The following is a 14,819-nucleotide window of genomic DNA, read 5'->3' on the forward strand; positions in this document are numbered from 1 at the left end:
TGCGCGAGTCTATCACACTTTTCCTTGAGCTTAAATTTCAATACACCCAAAGTATTCAAATCCTGTTTCAGGAAAATGTTTTTCAAGATAACGTTTTAAATAGCGTTGGGTTTCTTGACTAATAATAGGATCATATTCTGGGTAACCGTTATACATTACACTTAATACTGAAATACCTCGAGTACGACAAGCCTCTAAACTTAATAATGTATGGTTTATACTGCCTAGTTTTCCCGATGTCACTAAAATTAAAGGGTAATTATTTAACTGGATATAATCCAACGTCGTCTCTTCTTCACAATAAGGTACCATTAAGCCACCAGCACCCTCCAATAGTACATAATCATATTTTTCTGCCAAAAGTGCGGTAGATTTTTCAATGATTTTTGCTTCAATTTTTCTACTTTCTCGCTTTGCAGCTAAATGTGGCGAACAAGGATATTCAAAAACATAAGGGCAGGTTTTGCCTTGTAAATCTTCTTCCGTTAAATCAATGTCTTGAATCTTTCGATGCACAAGTAAATCATCAGCGATATTTTTACAGCCTGTTTGAATCATTTTTTGTGTAATCACGGAACAGCCTTGTTCCATCAATTTTTTAGCATAAATGCCTGTGGCAATCGTTTTTCCCACATCAGTATCAATGCCAGATATAAAAATAACCTTGCCCATAAATATTCCTTACTGATTTTCTATGTGAGAATAGCGTGCGATAAAAAATAACGGATGATAAGTCAGGCGCACTTTGTCCGACGGCATACTGAACGCCGACAAGTAATCGCCAATAAATCCATTGAGATTTTTTCTTGTCCAATTTTTTTGGTTAGTCGCTGTTACACCGGTATATTTCAGATGTTTGAGTACATCCAATGGTGTATCAAAGTCTAGTATTACATTAAAATCCTCACACCATAAAAGCTCAAAATCATTGGCTAACCAATTTTGCCATTGGGATAAAGTCGGGTAATTTAATCCTATATTTGTGATCTGGCGGACTTCTTTCAAATTGTCTTCGCCAAAGGTTGCAACCGCCAATAATCCGTTTGTTTTCAAGCCTGTTTTGCAATGGGCGATAAAAGCGTCGGGTTGGTGAAACCATTGCACGGCGGATGCACTTGCAATCAAGTCAAATCGTCGTTGAAAAGGAAAGTTCTCTGCATCACCACAATAAAAATCAAAGGGTTGAATCAGCTTTTCAGTGAGTAGAGTGTGCACATCGCACAAATCATTAAATAACCAATAGTTGGCTGAAATCTGTTTCTGCAACAACGTACTCAACATACCAGACCCGCAACCTAGTTCCAAAACGCTATCTAATGACCCATTTGGTAAATAGTCTTGCAAATGCATCATTAACTTAATATTCATTTTTTGTTGAATTAACGCATGTTCATCATAGCTATTTAAGGCTTTTTGGAAGGCTTGTTGAATACGCGATTTATTTACGGAAGTTAATGATTCCATAATGCCGACCAGTGGGTAAATCTTGAAAACACATAATGCTCACCCTCTATTTTCTGAACGGCACAACGGGATGCCCAATATTGGTTCTGATTGGCTGGCGTAAAAATTTTATCGCGAGAACTAACCCATGCATTTGTCCAGTGAATAAGATTTGTGCGTTTATCCTGCTGAATCATCGCAAAAAGTGCGGTGAGTTCTTGATGAATTTTGTTAAATGGTCGTGCAGAAAATTGTTGATAACGTTCAAAAGATACTTTGTCACCACAAATTCTACGTTCAAACTTTGAACGAGTATTTTCTGTGAGATTATCTAACGTACCTTTAAAAATAGCATAGGGAATACCGAAGCTATCATCACAAGGTAAACCTGTTCCATTCACTGCTGTTGCTGATTGTAAGGTGATTCCTTGTAATACTCGCTCTGCCGCCCAAACGCCCATAGACCACGCCACCAAACGGATGTGCCGATAGGCGGAAAAATCAAAATCCAAATTTAAATCTTGATAATCATAGCAAATTAATAAATCATGATCTGTTGGCAAAATCAAATGAACTACAGCATCAAGAGGTGTCCCCCAGCCAGCAAAATAAACTATTAAATGCTCACCTTGATGATCATAAAATTTCGTTTTCACATTATTTCCTTATAAGCATGCCACAAACTGTTTCACTTCATCCATTGTCATATCTGCCGTCAAAGACAATCGTATTCTGGATGTACCTTTTGGTACTGTCGGCGGTCTGATTGGCAAACAATAATAACCTTGCTCTTGCAGATCTTTCGCCTTAGCAAGGGTTGCTTCGTTTTCGCCTAAAATATAGGGAACGATGCAAGTTTGGCTTGGCATTATTTGCGTTCTGTGTTCCACTTCTTGGCGTAAAAATGCACTTAACCGCTCAAGATGGCTTCTTTCTTTTGAGAATTGCGGCAATCGTTCAAAAATAAAATAAGTCCAAGCCACATTAAACGGCGGCAATGCGGTTGAAAAAATCAATGGGCGCATTTGATTAATCAAACATTCTTTTAATATTTGATCACAGACGACATAAGCCCCCATTGAAGCTAAGGCCTTGCCAAAAGTGCCAACCAACAAATCTATATCAGCTATCACATTAGCTCGTTCGGCAATACCTAATCCGTTTTTACCGTAAACGCCTATTGCATGGGCTTCATCCACATAAAGATAAGTATTGGGAAATTGTTTTTTTAATTGAACAAGCTGTTTCAAATCCGCCACGTCGCCGTCCATACTGAAAACAGATTCGGTAACGATAAAAGTGCGGTCAAATTTTCCGACGTTTTTTTCAAGCAGATTTTTCAAATGTTCATAATCATTATGACGATAACGAAAGAACTCACATTGGCTTAAACGAATGCCATCAATCATGCTGGCATGCACTAATTTATCTGCCAAAATCAAACTTTTCGTCGTCAAAGCAGGCAAAATGCCGATATTGGCGTGATAGCCGCTGTTAAATAATAACGCACTTTCCCGTTGGAAACGTTGTGCGACAAGCTCTTCCAAATCGGTATAAATAGGAAAGTTGCCCGTTAATAAACGCGATGAAGAACTGGTAAAAGAGGGGAAATTACCGCCGTATTGCTGTAAAAAAGACTGGCGCAAGTTTTCATTTGATGCCAAACCTAAATAATCATTAGATGACATATTCAGCATTTTGCGATTTTCTCGCATAATATATCGTCCTTGATGAACTAAATCTGGAATTGAACGATATTGATTTTGTGCGCTAAGCTGTTCCAGTTGCTGTTTGAAAGCATCCATTTTTTATCCTAATGTTCATATTCCTGAATTAAAGCCAAAATCATGCCTTCCGTTAATTTCTGAAGTTCATCATCTTTAATCACAAATGGTGGCATAACATAAACCAATTTTCCGAAAGGTCGAATCCAAACACCTTGTTCCACAAAACGTGGAACTAAAGTTTTCATATTTACCGCACTTTTCATTTCAACCACCCCAATCGCCCCTAATGCACGAACTTCTTTGACGTAATCTTTTTCAGCTAAAGGCGAAAGCTGTTGTTTTAAGGAATGCTCAATTCGCTGAATATTTTGCTGCCAAGGACTTTCCAACAATAAACGGATAGATTCCGCTGCAATTGCACAAGCCAACGGGTTTGCCATAAAAGTGGGCCCGTGCATAAAGCATTTAGCCTCACCGCTACAAATAATTTGCGCAATTTCAGTGGTCGTAATACTTGCCGATAAAGTTAAATAACCACCCGTTAATGCTTTACCGATACACATAATATCTGGCGAAATGCCTGCGTGTTCAGCTGCAAATAATTTCCCTGTTCGACCAAATCCCGTGGCGATTTCATCAAAGATCAGCAATACACCATATTGTTTACAAAGCGCTTGCGCTTTCACTAAATAAGTTGGCGAATAAAAATACATACCACCCGCACCTTGCACAACAGGTTCTAAAATCAGTGCGGCGATTTCGCTACCTTTTTTCTTAAGTAAATCAGCTAAAGGTTCAATGACACAATCATTCCAAGATTCATTAAATGGAATGTTGGGTTGAGGAAGAAAATATTGTACAGGCAGGCTATGATGAAATAAATGATGCATCCCTGTGGTTGGATCGCACACTGACATCGCATTCCACGTATCGCCGTGATAACCTGAACGAATAGTGGCAAATTTTTGTCGTTGCACTTCTCCTTTAGCGTGCTGATATTGAATAGCCATTTTCATCGCTACTTCCACTGCAACAGAACCACTATCAGCAAAAAAGATCTTATCTAATCCATTGGGCAAAATTTGTACCAATAATTGAGCTAATTCCACCGCAGGGTCATGGGTAAATCCGCCAAACATAATATGGCTCATTTTTGCTAATTGATTCTGTGCCGCCGCATTTAAACGAGGATGATTATAACCATGCAACGCCGCCCACCAAGAGGACATACCATCAATCAAACGACGACCATCTTTTAAAGTTATCATCACACCATCAGCACGTTCCACCGCATAAAGCGGCATATCAGAAGAAACTGAAGAATAAGGATGCCAAATATGTTGTGTATCAAAAGCTAAAAGTGATTGTTCATCCATCATTTATTTACCATTTACTCGTATCTCAAAGCTGCTGCAGGTTCTACTTTCGCAGCTCGATAAGCAGGATAAAGGGTTGAAAGCAAGGAAAGTAACAGCGAAAATCCAATGACAAAAATCATTTGAACAAAGGATAATTCTGTCGGTAAAAAAACACCTTGTGGATTTACCGCACTTACAATGTCCGTTAAATTCAACGTAGCTAAAACACCTAAAATAGCACCGAGTAATGTGCCAACAAATCCCACCAGTAATCCTTGATAAATGAACACTGAACGCACTTGGGATTTTGTTAAGCCTTGAGTTTGCAAAATCGCAATTTCCCCTTGTTTATCCACCACCATCAAACTTAAAGAGGTGACAATATTGGAAATCGCCACGACAATAATCAAACTAATCAGCAAACCCATCATATTTTTTTCCATTCTCACTGCTTGGAAAAATTCGCCTTTTTGCACACGCCAATCTGTGATTTTTTGTGTCGGGAAATGTTGTGGGAGTTCTGTAATTTGGAACGGATCATTCAGAAATAAACGATAGCCCTGCGCTTGCTGAGGTTGAATACGCATTAAGCGACCAATATCTGTAATATTAGCAAAGGCTTCGTAACCAGATGCTTCGCCATAACCATAATAAATATCGCTAACAGTAAATAAACGCTGCATTGGCACCCGACCGAATGGTGTATATTGGCTATTTTCCGTAATCATCAAACGGATTTTATCCCCAATATTCACGCCCAGTTTTTGCGCCAGTTGATCACCAATGACCAGTTTAAACTCCCCTCTAGGCAAAATTTCATTAAATTTAGTCTGATCAAAAGATTCAACCAAAGGATCATCAGAAAATGATTGAATACCTATAATTTGTCCTGCACTTACGCCTTTTGCCGTTTGATAAATCACATTTGTTGTATTGATCGGCACGGCTTTTTGGACAAAGTGCGGTAAATTTTCTAGCGTTTTTTCTGTAGAAATAGGCTGTTCTTCGCTCACAATCGCATGAGGAATGGAAGATAGCACCTGTTGTTTTTGGTAACCTTCTAATCCATTCATCACCGAAAGCACGATGATCAATGCCATCACACCTAGCACAATCCCCAGGCTTGCAAGATTAGTTACTAATCGCCCAAAACGATCCGCACTTTTCGCACGCCAATAACGTAGTGCAATATAAAGAGAAATAGGAAAATTCATTATTTTTGATGTAATTGTTGTACAAATTCTTCGATGTTTTGCATTACTTTGCCAACTAATGTTGTCACTGCACTATCACTCGCCCAAGCAATATGTGGTGTGATAATTAAATTAGGCATCGTTTTTGCAGCTAAAATTAACGGATTATCTTTTTCTGGTGGCTCTTTTACCATTACATCCAAAGCCGCTCCGCCTAAATGCCCCGTTTTTAACGCATCAACTAAGGCAAGTTCATCAATCAAAGGCCCACGCCCTGTATTAATCAAAAATGCACCTTTTTTCATTTTGGATAAGGTTTCTGTATTAATTAAATCCTTTGTTGTTTCCGTTAATGGGCAATGCAACGTCACAATATCCGCTTGTTTTAATACTTCATCAAAAGGCGTATAACCTTCACGGCAAACAGTAGCATCTTTATGTTCTGCATAAAGCACTTTCATTCCCACGGCATTAGCCAAACGCCCCACTTCTGTTCCTAGGCAACCTTTACCAAATACGCCCAACGTTGAACCGCGCACATCTGTAATTGGATAATCAAAATAACAAAATTGTTTGCTTTCCGCCCATTTTGCTTCCGTTTGATCGCGTAACCAACCTGCCAAACTGTGTTTTAAAGAAAAAATCAGACCGATTACGTGTTCTGGCACGGTTGTACTGGAATAACCTGTCACATTACGCACGGCGATGCCCATTTCTTCTGCAGCCACAAGATCAACATTATTTGTACCTGTCGCAGTAATCGCAATCAGCTTTAATTTTGGCAGTTGTTGCAAAGTTTCACGATCAAAAATCACTTTGCTGGTAATAACAATGTCCGCATCCTTCGCTCGCTCAATGGTTTCGGCAGAAGACGTATGATCATATTCAGTCCAAGTATGTTCAAAACTTGGGCGAGGAATTGAAATATGTTTAGGAATAGCCGTGCTATCTAAAAATACGATTTTCATTAATTGCTCCTTTTTTATATACAAAGTGCGGTCAAAATTAACCGCACTTTTGATGAAATTTAAATTGAGGTATCCAATTCTGGAAAAGATTTTACTAAATCATCGATGGCTTTCATTTGGGAAACAAAGCCTTCAAGCGCAGAAAGTGGCAATGCAGAAGGGCCATCACATTTTGCTTGATTTGGATTTGGATGTGCTTCTAAGAATAAACCTGCAATGCCTACTGCTAAACCTGAACGCGCTAATTCGGTTACTTGCGCACGACGACCACTCGATGCTGCCCCAAATGGATCACGGCATTGAAGTGAATGGGTTACATCAAAAATAACAGGGCTACCCTTAGAGGCTTTTTTCATTACACTAAAGCCAAGCATATCCACAATTAAATTATCGTAACCAAAATTTGTTCCACGATCACAAAGAATGATTTTATCATTACCACATTCTTCGATTTTTTCCACGATATTGCCCATTTGACCTGGGCTTAAAAATTGTGGTTTTTTCACATTAATCACTGCGCCTGTTTTTGCCATCGCTTCAACGAGATCTGTTTGACGCGCCAAAAAGGCGGGAAGTTGAATAATATCGACAACATCAGCAACGGGCTGACATTGATAGATTTCGTGTACATCGGTAATAATTTTTACCCCGAATGTATCTTTTAATTCTTGGAAAATTTTTAATCCTTCTTCCATGCCAGGTCCACGGTAAGAATGAATAGATGAACGATTCGCTTTGTCAAAAGACGCTTTAAATACATAAGGCACGCCAAGTTTCTCTGTCACTTTCACATAAGCTTCGCACACTTGCATTGCCATATCACGGCTTTCCAGCACGTTCATTCCGCCAAAAAGCACAAAAGGTTTGTCGTTTGCAACATCAATATTGCCAATTTTTACAATTTTATTTTGCATAAATTTTCCTTAAATCAATGGAGGGGAAAAGTATCTTTATTAATCTCGCCTTTAAGTTCTAAAAGTTGCGTGCGGATAAACGCCGCCGTTGGATCTTTTGGACAATGTTCCACAAAAAATTCTAAATCTTTCAATGCTGAAGGATAAGCCCCCATTTGAGCTAAAACTAAGCCACGGTCACGGATATGATAAGGATTTTCAGCATCAGTAATCATTAAATTCTTAATATAGTGATATGCCATATCGTTATGCTCTTCACGAATAAGCGCATTTTTCGCCAGTTGCTCAAAGCGAGAATAAAGTAAAGAAAGATCGGCTCTATCAAGTTCTTCGGGTTGAATTTTCGCCCCAAACCCAAATGCACCTTCATAAAGTTGCTGCAATTTTTCTTGTGAAATATAAGTGCCATCCCAAGGATCAATAAAAGCCACTTCATCTCTGACTTCAGCACGTAAAATTAACTGTGTTGGGAAATTTACTGGGTAAATTGGCAAATCCAATGCCTCAGCTAAATAAAACACCATTGCCCCAAGAGTCACTGGCATTCCTTGACGATGTTCAAACACATAAGGCAAATATAAATTGCGAGCATAAAAATAATCTTCTGGATCGCAATGAAAGCCCCAATCACCATAAAATAGCTGTAGTAACTGATGAATCTGCTCTTCTTTCGGCCAATCTGGCGAAATTTTTTTACGCGCTTTACGCACAAGCCCACCCATTTTTCCCCGAAGTTGTGCTTCTGAGCTGCCATCATCAGAGATAACAAGATAAAAATGCACAAATTTATCGTATAACGCACGTCGATAATATTTCATTACTTCTTCCAAAAACCTAAAGTGACACGCTCATTGTCGCTATAATCACGCACAGTTTCAACCATTTCCCAATGATTTTCTTGGAAAATTGACCGCACTTTTTCTCCTTGTTGCCATCCGTGTTCAAGCAATAATACGCCATTAGAATTCAAATAACTCGATGCTAATTCAATAATATGACGTAAATCAGCATACCCTGCATCATTGGCAACTAATGCAGAAAGGGGTTCAAAACGTACATCGCCTTGATGCAAATGTTCATCTTGCGCATCAATATAAGGCGGATTGCTGACGATAAGATCAAACTTCCCTGTTATATTATCAAACCAACGGCTCTGCAAAAATTCTACATTTAGCTGATTTCTTTCTGCATTAGATTGAGCTAATGCCACAACATCGGGCATAAGATCAACACCAATTATTTCCAGCGGAATATGCCGCTTTTGGCAAATGGGCTCAAGCTCGGAAGCCAAAGCGAGGGCGATTGCGCCTGTGCCAGTGCCGAGATCAAGAATACGAAAGTGCGGTGGATTTTCTTCCAGTTTTTCTAACGCAATTTGTAATGCTTTTTCCACTAAACTTTCCGTGTCTGGTCTTGGAATCAATGTGCTTTTTGAAACATTTAATGGTAACGACCAAAATTCTTTTTCACCAAGAATATAAGCGATAGGTTCGCCTTTTAGACGACGATCTAAAAGTGCGGTCAATTTTAACCGCACTTTTTCATCAATCTCAGTATCATCAAAAGCAAGGATTTGCGTACGCGATTTGCCAGTAGCGTGTTGAAGAAGCACAAGTGCATCAATTTTACTATTTTCAGTGGGATTTTTTTGTGCTAAATCTACAATCGCTTGTGCCAGCCATTCTTTATAATTCATTATTTTTCGTCTTTTAACACCATCGTGCCAGCCACTAAATCCGTTAAAGAACGGCGATCATCACGCACAAGTGCAACAATACCGCTAATAATCAATAAGAAACTTGTCCATGCCAATAAAATATCAATAATCTCACGACCGATGTATTTACCAAATTCAACAGGATGATTGGTATGATAATTAAATACGCGCAAGCCTAACCAGCGTTTTGCCATTGTTTGACCATAAGTTTTCATGAAATATAACTGAAAACCAGCATATACAATCATCCCCACTACACCGGCAAAATCCCCCAATGCAAAACCGAGACCAGCCATCACCCAAAGCACAAGCCCATTAATCATACTCGCAAGCCAACGTTTAAAACGGCTTGCTTGAGCAGGTTGAGAAGATTTGAAAGCAGAAGAAAATTCAGCATCTTTTTGATTTTCAATGATCATTTTATTTCCTTTTAAAGTTAAAAAGGACATCTGAAATCAGATGCCCCTATCATTAATTCTGTTCAGACAATGCCGCCAACTGATCCGCTTGATATTCCGTAATAATCGGCTGAATCAGTTCATCAATTTTACCATTCATTACTTCATCCAAACGGTAAATAGTGAGATTGATACGGTGATCGGTTACTCGACCTTGCGGATAATTATATGTACGAATTTTATCAGAACGATCGCCCGAACCTAATAAGTTACGGCGCATATCTGTTTGTTCTGCGGCTTGGCGTTCTTGCTCTGCTTGAACAATACGTGACGCTAATACTGACATTGCTTTCGCTTTATTTTTGTGCTGTGAACGCTCATCCTGACATTCCACAACAATGCCTGTTGGAATATGTGTAATACGCACCGCAGAATCCGTTGTATTTACGTGCTGACCACCTGCACCTGATGAGCGATAAGTATCAATACGTAAATCTGCTGGATTAATTTCTGGCATTTCAGATTCAGGCAATTCTGGCATTACCGCAACGGTACAAGCAGACGTGTGGATACGCCCTTGGCTTTCTGTTTTTGGTACACGTTGCACACGATGACCGCCCGATTCAAATTTAAGCTGGCCATACACGCCTTCGCCACTTACTTTTACGATCACTTCTTTATAACCGCCCTGCTCGCTTTCGTTGGCACTGAGCATTTCTACACACCAGCGTTTACTTTCCGCATAACGGCTGTACATACGGAATAAATCACCCGCAAAAATACCTGCTTCATCACCGCCTGTTCCCGCACGGATTTCTAAATAGCAGTTATATTCATCATTAGGATCTTTCGGCAGTAAAAGAATTTGAAGTTGTTGTTCCACTTCTTCAATTTCCGCTTTGGATTCTTCGATTTCCATTTGCGCCATTTCTTTCATTTCAGGATCGTCGAGCAATATTTCAGCTTCTTCAATATTTTGATTTAATTGCGTCCAACGATTAAAACATTTCACTACTTCTTCAAGTTGCGAATATTCTTTAGAATACGCACGGAATTTATCCTGATCACTAATTACAGAAACATCGCCCAATAAGGCTTCTAGCTCTTCATAACGTTCTTTTAAACTTTCTAATTTTGCAATAATGGAATCTTTCATCATTTATAAGTCACCGAAAATAAAATCGGTGCATTCTAGCCGATTTTAGGGAAAATTGACAGCGAAAAGGAAATTAAGAATCTCAGACGCTTTATTTGTGATTTTATTTTTATATTTTTGTATGGCATTTTGAATAAGTTGCTGACTTGAATTCATGCCATAATCATAAACCCAATGGGAAACTGGGGCGTATCCCATTTGAATACGCCCACTCGAAAATAATCCCTTCCCCACATTCCAAAATTCGCATTATTATTGCGGTAAGCGGAATAAAGGCATTAGCGTTCCCCTCTATTTAGCTTGCCATAATATTTGCAACCACCTTGATCACCATTATCACAAGCCTTACCAAACCATTCTTTAGCTAAAGATTTATTTACTTGAACACCTTTTCCTAAAAGATATGAGAATCCCAATATAGCTTGAGCATTTGCATGTCCCTGCTCCGCCGCTTTGCGAAACCACTTCACCGCTTCGGTATAATCTTGTCTTACACCACGCCCTTCAGTATAAGCCAAACCTAAATAAGCCTGAGCATTTGCATCTCCCTGCTCCGCCGCTTTGCGATACCATTTCACCGCTTCAAAATCATCTTGTTTGACGCCTTGCCCCTCAGCATACATCACGCCCAAATTAAATTGAACATTTGCATCTCCCTGCTCCGCCAGAGGTAACCAAAGTTTAAAGGCGGTTTGATAGTTGCTTTGCTCATAAGCGGTTAAACCTTGTTGGAATTGCTGTTCCAGCGTATCCGCCCAAGCGGTGGATTGAAAAGAAAATACAGAAGCACCTAAAAGTGCGGTGGTAAGAAGTGTTTTTGTGAGTTTCATTTTGTTTTCCTATTAAATTGAATGAATGGATAATCTTTTATTTTTATTCACTAAAATTGGCTTTGAACCATGATGAGGAACTTGCAAACCATAAACCCAATGAAAGGCTTGGGCGTCTCCCACTTGAATACGCCCACTTGAAAATAACCCTTGCCCTACATTCCAAAATTCGCATTGTAAAGTTGGCATTAGAGCTCCCCTCTATTTAGCTTGCCATAATATTCGCAGCCATTTTGATTACCATTATCACAAGCCTTACCAAACCATTCTTTGGCTAAAGATTTATTTACTTGAACACCTCTTTCTCCTAAAAGATATAAGAATCCCAATATAGCTTGAGCATCTGCATCTCCCTGCTCCGCCGCTTTGCGATACCAGTTCACTGCTTCAAAATCATCTTGTTTGACGCCTCGTCCCTTAGAATACATATGGCCCAAATTAAATTTAGCCTCTGCATATCCCTGCTCCGCCGCTTTGCGAAACCACTTCACCGCTTCAAAATCATCTTGTTTGACGCCTTGCCCCTTAGCATACATCACGCCCAAATTAAATTGAGCCTTTGCATATCCCTGCTCTGCCATAGGTAACCAAAGTTTAAAGGCGGTTTGATAGTTGCTTTGCTCATAAGCGGTTAAACCTTGTTGGAATTGCTGTTCCAGCGTATCCGCCCAAGCGGTGGATTGAAAAGAAAATACAGAAGCACCGAAAAGTGCGGTGGTAAGAAGTGTTTTTGTGAGTTTCATTTTGTTTTCCTATTAAATTGAATGAATGGATAATCTTTTATTTTTATTCACTAAAATTGGCTTTGAACCATGATGAGGAACTTGCAAACCATAAACCCAATGAAAGGCTGGGGCGTCTCCCATTTGAATACGCCCACTTGAAAATAACCCTTGCCCTACATTCCAAAATTCGCATTGTAAAGTTGGCATTAGAGCTCCCCTCTATTTAACTTGCCATAATATTCGCAACCATTTTGATCACCATTATCACAAGCCTTACCAAACCATTCTTTGGCTAAAGATTTATTTACTTGAACACCGCTTTGTCCTAAAAGATATGAGAATCCCAATATAGCTTGAGCATTTGCATATCCCTGCTCCGCCGCTTGGCGATACCACTTCACCGCTTCAAAATCATCTTGTTTGACGCCTATTCCTCTTGCATACATCACGCCCAACATCAATTGAGCCTCTGCATTTCCCTGCTCCGCCAGAGGTAACAAAAATTTAAAGGTGGTTTGATAATCGCCTCTCGTAGTGGCTTCAGAACCTTGTTGGAATTGCTGTTCCAGCGTATCCGCCCAAGCGGTGGATTGAAAAGAAAAGATAGAAGCACCTAAAAGTGCGGTGGTAAAAAGTGTTTTTGTGAATCGCATAGAAATCGTCCATTTATTAATCAACAATTGAAACAACCAAACATTTTTTGTTTAGCATTATGTTTTGTTGTACTCTCTGTAAAGAGAGTACAACACCCAGTATACTGGGTGTGAAATGATTAAAAATTGAACTATTTAATTAGGAGGGAATTGGGGGCTTAAGACTGAAAAAAGTGAGCAATTTTGCTCACTTTCTGCTATTAAATACGCACGACATCAAACTTCGCCAGATCAATTTCATCTTCTGTGCCATAAAATGCCACTAACGCCTTGCGTAACATTTCCGCTCGTTTTGGTAAACCTTTTTCCGCATAGATTTTCACTTGTTCATACACGGCTTGTTTAAAAGGCTGTGTATCGCCCGGATTGCCATTCAAATTATCCGCACTGGCAAAATAACGGAAACCTGCCGCCGTTGCCAAAATCCACTCTAATGCTTGCGGTTTAACTTCAACTTTTTCAAAATCACGCTGACGTTCTTCTGAACGTCCATCTGGCTCATACCAATAACCAAAATCTTCTAGTTTACGGCGTTCTTTGCCTGCCACTAACCAATGGGCAATTTCGTGCAATGCACTGCTGTAAAAGCCTCGCGCAAAATAAATCGCGTTATAAGGCACTTCATCATTTGCGGGTAAATAAATGGGCTCATCACCGCCTTTGACTAAGCGAGTGTTGTATTCCTCTTCAAAACATTGATTAAAAATTGCAATAATATCTTCTAATTTATGTTCCATGGTATCGACTCCTAAAAAACCGCGAGATTATATCACCAGAGGCTCATTTGTTCTTGTTTATTTTCTTCGGGTAAATTGACATGTAACCCAATCAAACGAATCGATCGCCCTTTTGCTCGCATAAAAATTTGAGGAAGTAATTGTTGATTTTTAAAATTTAAGGGGGTATATTCATGCAAGGCAGTTATTAAAAAAGCGGTGATAATCTCCCTGCCGCAGCCTACTTGAGGTGGCTCGTCCTGCTCAGGTGTCCGAGAGCGTGTGTAAGTGATCGGGAGCCTTACTTGATAACTGCCAATTTACCTTTCATTTTTTCTACTTCCTTGATATTAATCTCCCTTGCCGAAAGCACAAAAATTTCATTAAATTTAGATAAGTGCTTTATTACACCTAAAATACGCTGTTTCTCAAAGTTTTTGATAAAATAAAAACGATCATTATCTTGTAGAACAATATCAGGCTGATTAAATAAATCAGGGAAAAGTGCATAGCTTTCCAGTCCAAAATCTTGCCCATCACGGCTATTAAACTGTTTAATTAAAGTATCATCAGAAAGCCACACTGTGCCAGTTTTGCTTTTCAATAAATCCTTACTTTCCGCACTCAAGACACCTGCCGCAAATTTAAAATTTTTGGTAAGACTATCTCGCACCTGTAACATTTGATCAACAGTGAGTTTTTTTCCATCTAGGCTGAGCGTTTGTTTCATCTCCGCCATATGCTTTGCCAACAACTCAAAATCGTGCTTAAACTCCCCACCTTTCATCTCAACCTTCGCAAACGCATGCGCCAGTTTTTCAGGATAAAGATCCAAATTAGGCTTGTAGTTTAATCGCCCTACATTGTAATCAAAGCCTTTATCCGTCACACGTATCGTGCCATCAGGCAATTTAAACCCTACCGTCTTTTCACGATTACCTTGCTTATCTGCTGGGCGTTCTACTTCCACCAAAAATTCAGAACTGTCGTCAGGCTTATCAATCCCACGGCGTTTCAAATC

The 14,819-nt window shown here is 39.4% G+C and carries 19 protein-coding genes; all 19 read right to left on the reverse strand.

Annotated features, from left to right (window positions below):
* Positions 1-30: 30 nt before the first annotated feature.
* The 19 genes from bioD to AT683_RS07900 all read right to left on the reverse strand — a co-directional run bounded on the left by bioD (position 31) and on the right by AT683_RS07900 (position 14,816).
* Positions 31-672, reverse strand: coding sequence for a dethiobiotin synthase (bioD, locus tag AT683_RS07820; RefSeq protein WP_038441295.1), 642 nt, complete (start codon positions 670-672; stop codon positions 31-33).
* A gap of 9 nt (positions 673-681) precedes the next feature.
* Positions 682-1,464, reverse strand: a complete 783-nt coding sequence (gene bioC / locus AT683_RS07825; protein WP_058222224.1) for a malonyl-ACP O-methyltransferase BioC — start codon at positions 1,462-1,464, stop codon at positions 682-684.
* Positions 1,452-2,099 (reverse strand): DUF452 family protein, encoded by a 648-nt coding sequence (locus AT683_RS07830; RefSeq protein ID WP_011272542.1) that lies wholly within the window; start codon positions 2,097-2,099, stop codon positions 1,452-1,454. Before AT683_RS07830 ends, bioC begins: the two co-directional genes overlap by 13 nt.
* A 9-nt stretch (positions 2,100-2,108) precedes the next feature.
* Positions 2,109-3,248, reverse strand: coding sequence for an 8-amino-7-oxononanoate synthase (gene bioF / locus AT683_RS07835; RefSeq protein ID WP_011272541.1), 1,140 nt, complete (start codon positions 3,246-3,248; stop codon positions 2,109-2,111).
* Positions 3,249-3,256: 8 nt separating this feature from the next.
* Positions 3,257-4,546, reverse strand: coding sequence for an adenosylmethionine--8-amino-7-oxononanoate transaminase (bioA, locus tag AT683_RS07840; protein ID WP_038441465.1), 1,290 nt, complete (start codon positions 4,544-4,546; stop codon positions 3,257-3,259).
* Between the two features lie 14 nt (positions 4,547-4,560).
* A complete protein-coding gene (locus AT683_RS07845) occupies positions 4,561-5,742 on the reverse strand; it encodes a lipoprotein-releasing ABC transporter permease subunit (protein ID WP_005654778.1) in 1,182 nt (393 codons plus the stop codon).
* Positions 5,742-6,689, reverse strand: coding sequence for a 2-hydroxyacid dehydrogenase (locus AT683_RS07850; protein ID WP_005654781.1), 948 nt, complete (start codon positions 6,687-6,689; stop codon positions 5,742-5,744). The genes AT683_RS07845 and AT683_RS07850 overlap by 1 nt, the downstream gene beginning before the upstream one ends.
* 59 nt (positions 6,690-6,748) lie before the next feature.
* Complete coding sequence (gene kdsA / locus AT683_RS07855) at positions 6,749-7,603, reverse strand: 3-deoxy-8-phosphooctulonate synthase (RefSeq protein ID WP_005654784.1); 855 nt, start codon at positions 7,601-7,603, stop codon at positions 6,749-6,751.
* Positions 7,604-7,617: 14 nt separating this feature from the next.
* The gene (locus AT683_RS07860) at positions 7,618-8,421 is read right to left on the reverse strand and encodes a SirB1 family protein (RefSeq protein WP_005654786.1); all 804 of its coding nucleotides are present in this window, start codon (positions 8,419-8,421) and stop codon (positions 7,618-7,620) included.
* Entirely contained in the window at positions 8,421-9,299 is an 879-nt protein-coding gene (gene prmC / locus AT683_RS07865; RefSeq protein WP_005654788.1) for a peptide chain release factor N(5)-glutamine methyltransferase, read from the reverse strand. The genes AT683_RS07860 and prmC overlap by 1 nt, the downstream gene beginning before the upstream one ends.
* Positions 9,299-9,739 (reverse strand): RDD family protein, encoded by a 441-nt coding sequence (locus AT683_RS07870; RefSeq protein WP_005654790.1) that lies wholly within the window; start codon positions 9,737-9,739, stop codon positions 9,299-9,301. Before AT683_RS07870 ends, prmC begins: the two co-directional genes overlap by 1 nt.
* Positions 9,740-9,791: 52 nt before the next feature.
* Positions 9,792-10,874, reverse strand: a complete 1,083-nt coding sequence (gene prfA / locus AT683_RS07875; RefSeq protein WP_038441466.1) for a peptide chain release factor 1 — start codon at positions 10,872-10,874, stop codon at positions 9,792-9,794.
* Positions 10,875-11,152: 278 nt separating this feature from the next.
* Complete coding sequence (locus AT683_RS07880; protein ID WP_011272537.1) at positions 11,153-11,704, reverse strand: tetratricopeptide repeat protein; 552 nt, start codon at positions 11,702-11,704, stop codon at positions 11,153-11,155.
* 12 nt (positions 11,705-11,716) lie between these two features.
* Positions 11,717-11,893 (reverse strand): hypothetical protein, encoded by a 177-nt coding sequence (locus AT683_RS09720; RefSeq protein ID WP_011272536.1) that lies wholly within the window; start codon positions 11,891-11,893, stop codon positions 11,717-11,719.
* Entirely contained in the window at positions 11,893-12,447 is a 555-nt protein-coding gene (locus AT683_RS07885) for a tetratricopeptide repeat protein (RefSeq protein ID WP_011272535.1), read from the reverse strand. The genes AT683_RS09720 and AT683_RS07885 overlap by 1 nt, the downstream gene beginning before the upstream one ends.
* A 12-nt stretch (positions 12,448-12,459) precedes the next feature.
* On the reverse strand, positions 12,460-12,636 hold the full coding sequence (locus AT683_RS09725; RefSeq protein ID WP_005668661.1) for a hypothetical protein: 177 nt from the start codon (positions 12,634-12,636) through the stop codon (positions 12,460-12,462).
* Entirely contained in the window at positions 12,636-13,082 is a 447-nt protein-coding gene (locus tag AT683_RS07890; protein WP_011272533.1) for a tetratricopeptide repeat protein, read from the reverse strand. Before AT683_RS07890 ends, AT683_RS09725 begins: the two co-directional genes overlap by 1 nt.
* Positions 13,083-13,282: 200 nt before the next feature.
* Positions 13,283-13,819, reverse strand: coding sequence for an elongation factor P hydroxylase (locus AT683_RS07895; protein ID WP_005651005.1), 537 nt, complete (start codon positions 13,817-13,819; stop codon positions 13,283-13,285).
* A gap of 280 nt (positions 13,820-14,099) precedes the next feature.
* Positions 14,100-14,816 carry a PBECR3 domain-containing polyvalent protein gene (locus AT683_RS07900; protein ID WP_041174764.1) on the reverse strand — a complete coding sequence of 239 codons (717 nt, stop codon included), beginning with the start codon at positions 14,814-14,816 and terminating at the stop codon, positions 14,100-14,102.
* Between the last annotated feature and the right edge of the window lie 3 nt (positions 14,817-14,819).

This window comes from Haemophilus influenzae (genome assembly GCF_001457655.1).
Classification (GTDB): Bacteria; Pseudomonadota; Gammaproteobacteria; order Enterobacterales; family Pasteurellaceae; genus Haemophilus; species Haemophilus influenzae.

Coding starts and splice junctions, on each gene's coding strand:
- bioD (WP_038441295.1), bottom strand. CDS start 672: ATGGGCAAGGTTATTTTTATATCTGGCATTGATACTGATGTGGGAAAA.
- bioC (WP_058222224.1), bottom strand. CDS start 1,464: ATGGAATCATTAACTTCCGTAAATAAATCGCGTATTCAACAAGCCTTC.
- bioF (WP_011272541.1), bottom strand. CDS start 3,248: ATGGATGCTTTCAAACAGCAACTGGAACAGCTTAGCGCACAAAATCAA.
- bioA (WP_038441465.1), bottom strand. CDS start 4,546: ATGGATGAACAATCACTTTTAGCTTTTGATACACAACATATTTGGCAT.
- AT683_RS07845 (WP_005654778.1), bottom strand. CDS start 5,742: ATGAATTTTCCTATTTCTCTTTATATTGCACTACGTTATTGGCGTGCG.
- AT683_RS07850 (WP_005654781.1), bottom strand. CDS start 6,689: ATGAAAATCGTATTTTTAGATAGCACGGCTATTCCTAAACATATTTCA.
- kdsA (WP_005654784.1), bottom strand. CDS start 7,603: ATGCAAAATAAAATTGTAAAAATTGGCAATATTGATGTTGCAAACGAC.
- AT683_RS07860 (WP_005654786.1), bottom strand. CDS start 8,421: ATGAAATATTATCGACGTGCGTTATACGATAAATTTGTGCATTTTTAT.
- prmC (WP_005654788.1), bottom strand. CDS start 9,299: ATGAATTATAAAGAATGGCTGGCACAAGCGATTGTAGATTTAGCACAA.
- AT683_RS07870 (WP_005654790.1), bottom strand. CDS start 9,739: ATGATCATTGAAAATCAAAAAGATGCTGAATTTTCTTCTGCTTTCAAA.
- prfA (WP_038441466.1), bottom strand. CDS start 10,874: ATGAAAGATTCCATTATTGCAAAATTAGAAAGTTTAAAAGAACGTTAT.
- AT683_RS07880 (WP_011272537.1), bottom strand. CDS start 11,704: ATGAAACTCACAAAAACACTTCTTACCACCGCACTTTTAGGTGCTTCT.
- AT683_RS09720 (WP_011272536.1), bottom strand. CDS start 11,893: ATGCCAACTTTACAATGCGAATTTTGGAATGTAGGGCAAGGGTTATTT.
- AT683_RS07885 (WP_011272535.1), bottom strand. CDS start 12,447: ATGAAACTCACAAAAACACTTCTTACCACCGCACTTTTCGGTGCTTCT.
- AT683_RS09725 (WP_005668661.1), bottom strand. CDS start 12,636: ATGCCAACTTTACAATGCGAATTTTGGAATGTAGGGCAAGGGTTATTT.
- AT683_RS07890 (WP_011272533.1), bottom strand. CDS start 13,082: ATGCGATTCACAAAAACACTTTTTACCACCGCACTTTTAGGTGCTTCT.
- AT683_RS07895 (WP_005651005.1), bottom strand. CDS start 13,819: ATGGAACATAAATTAGAAGATATTATTGCAATTTTTAATCAATGTTTT.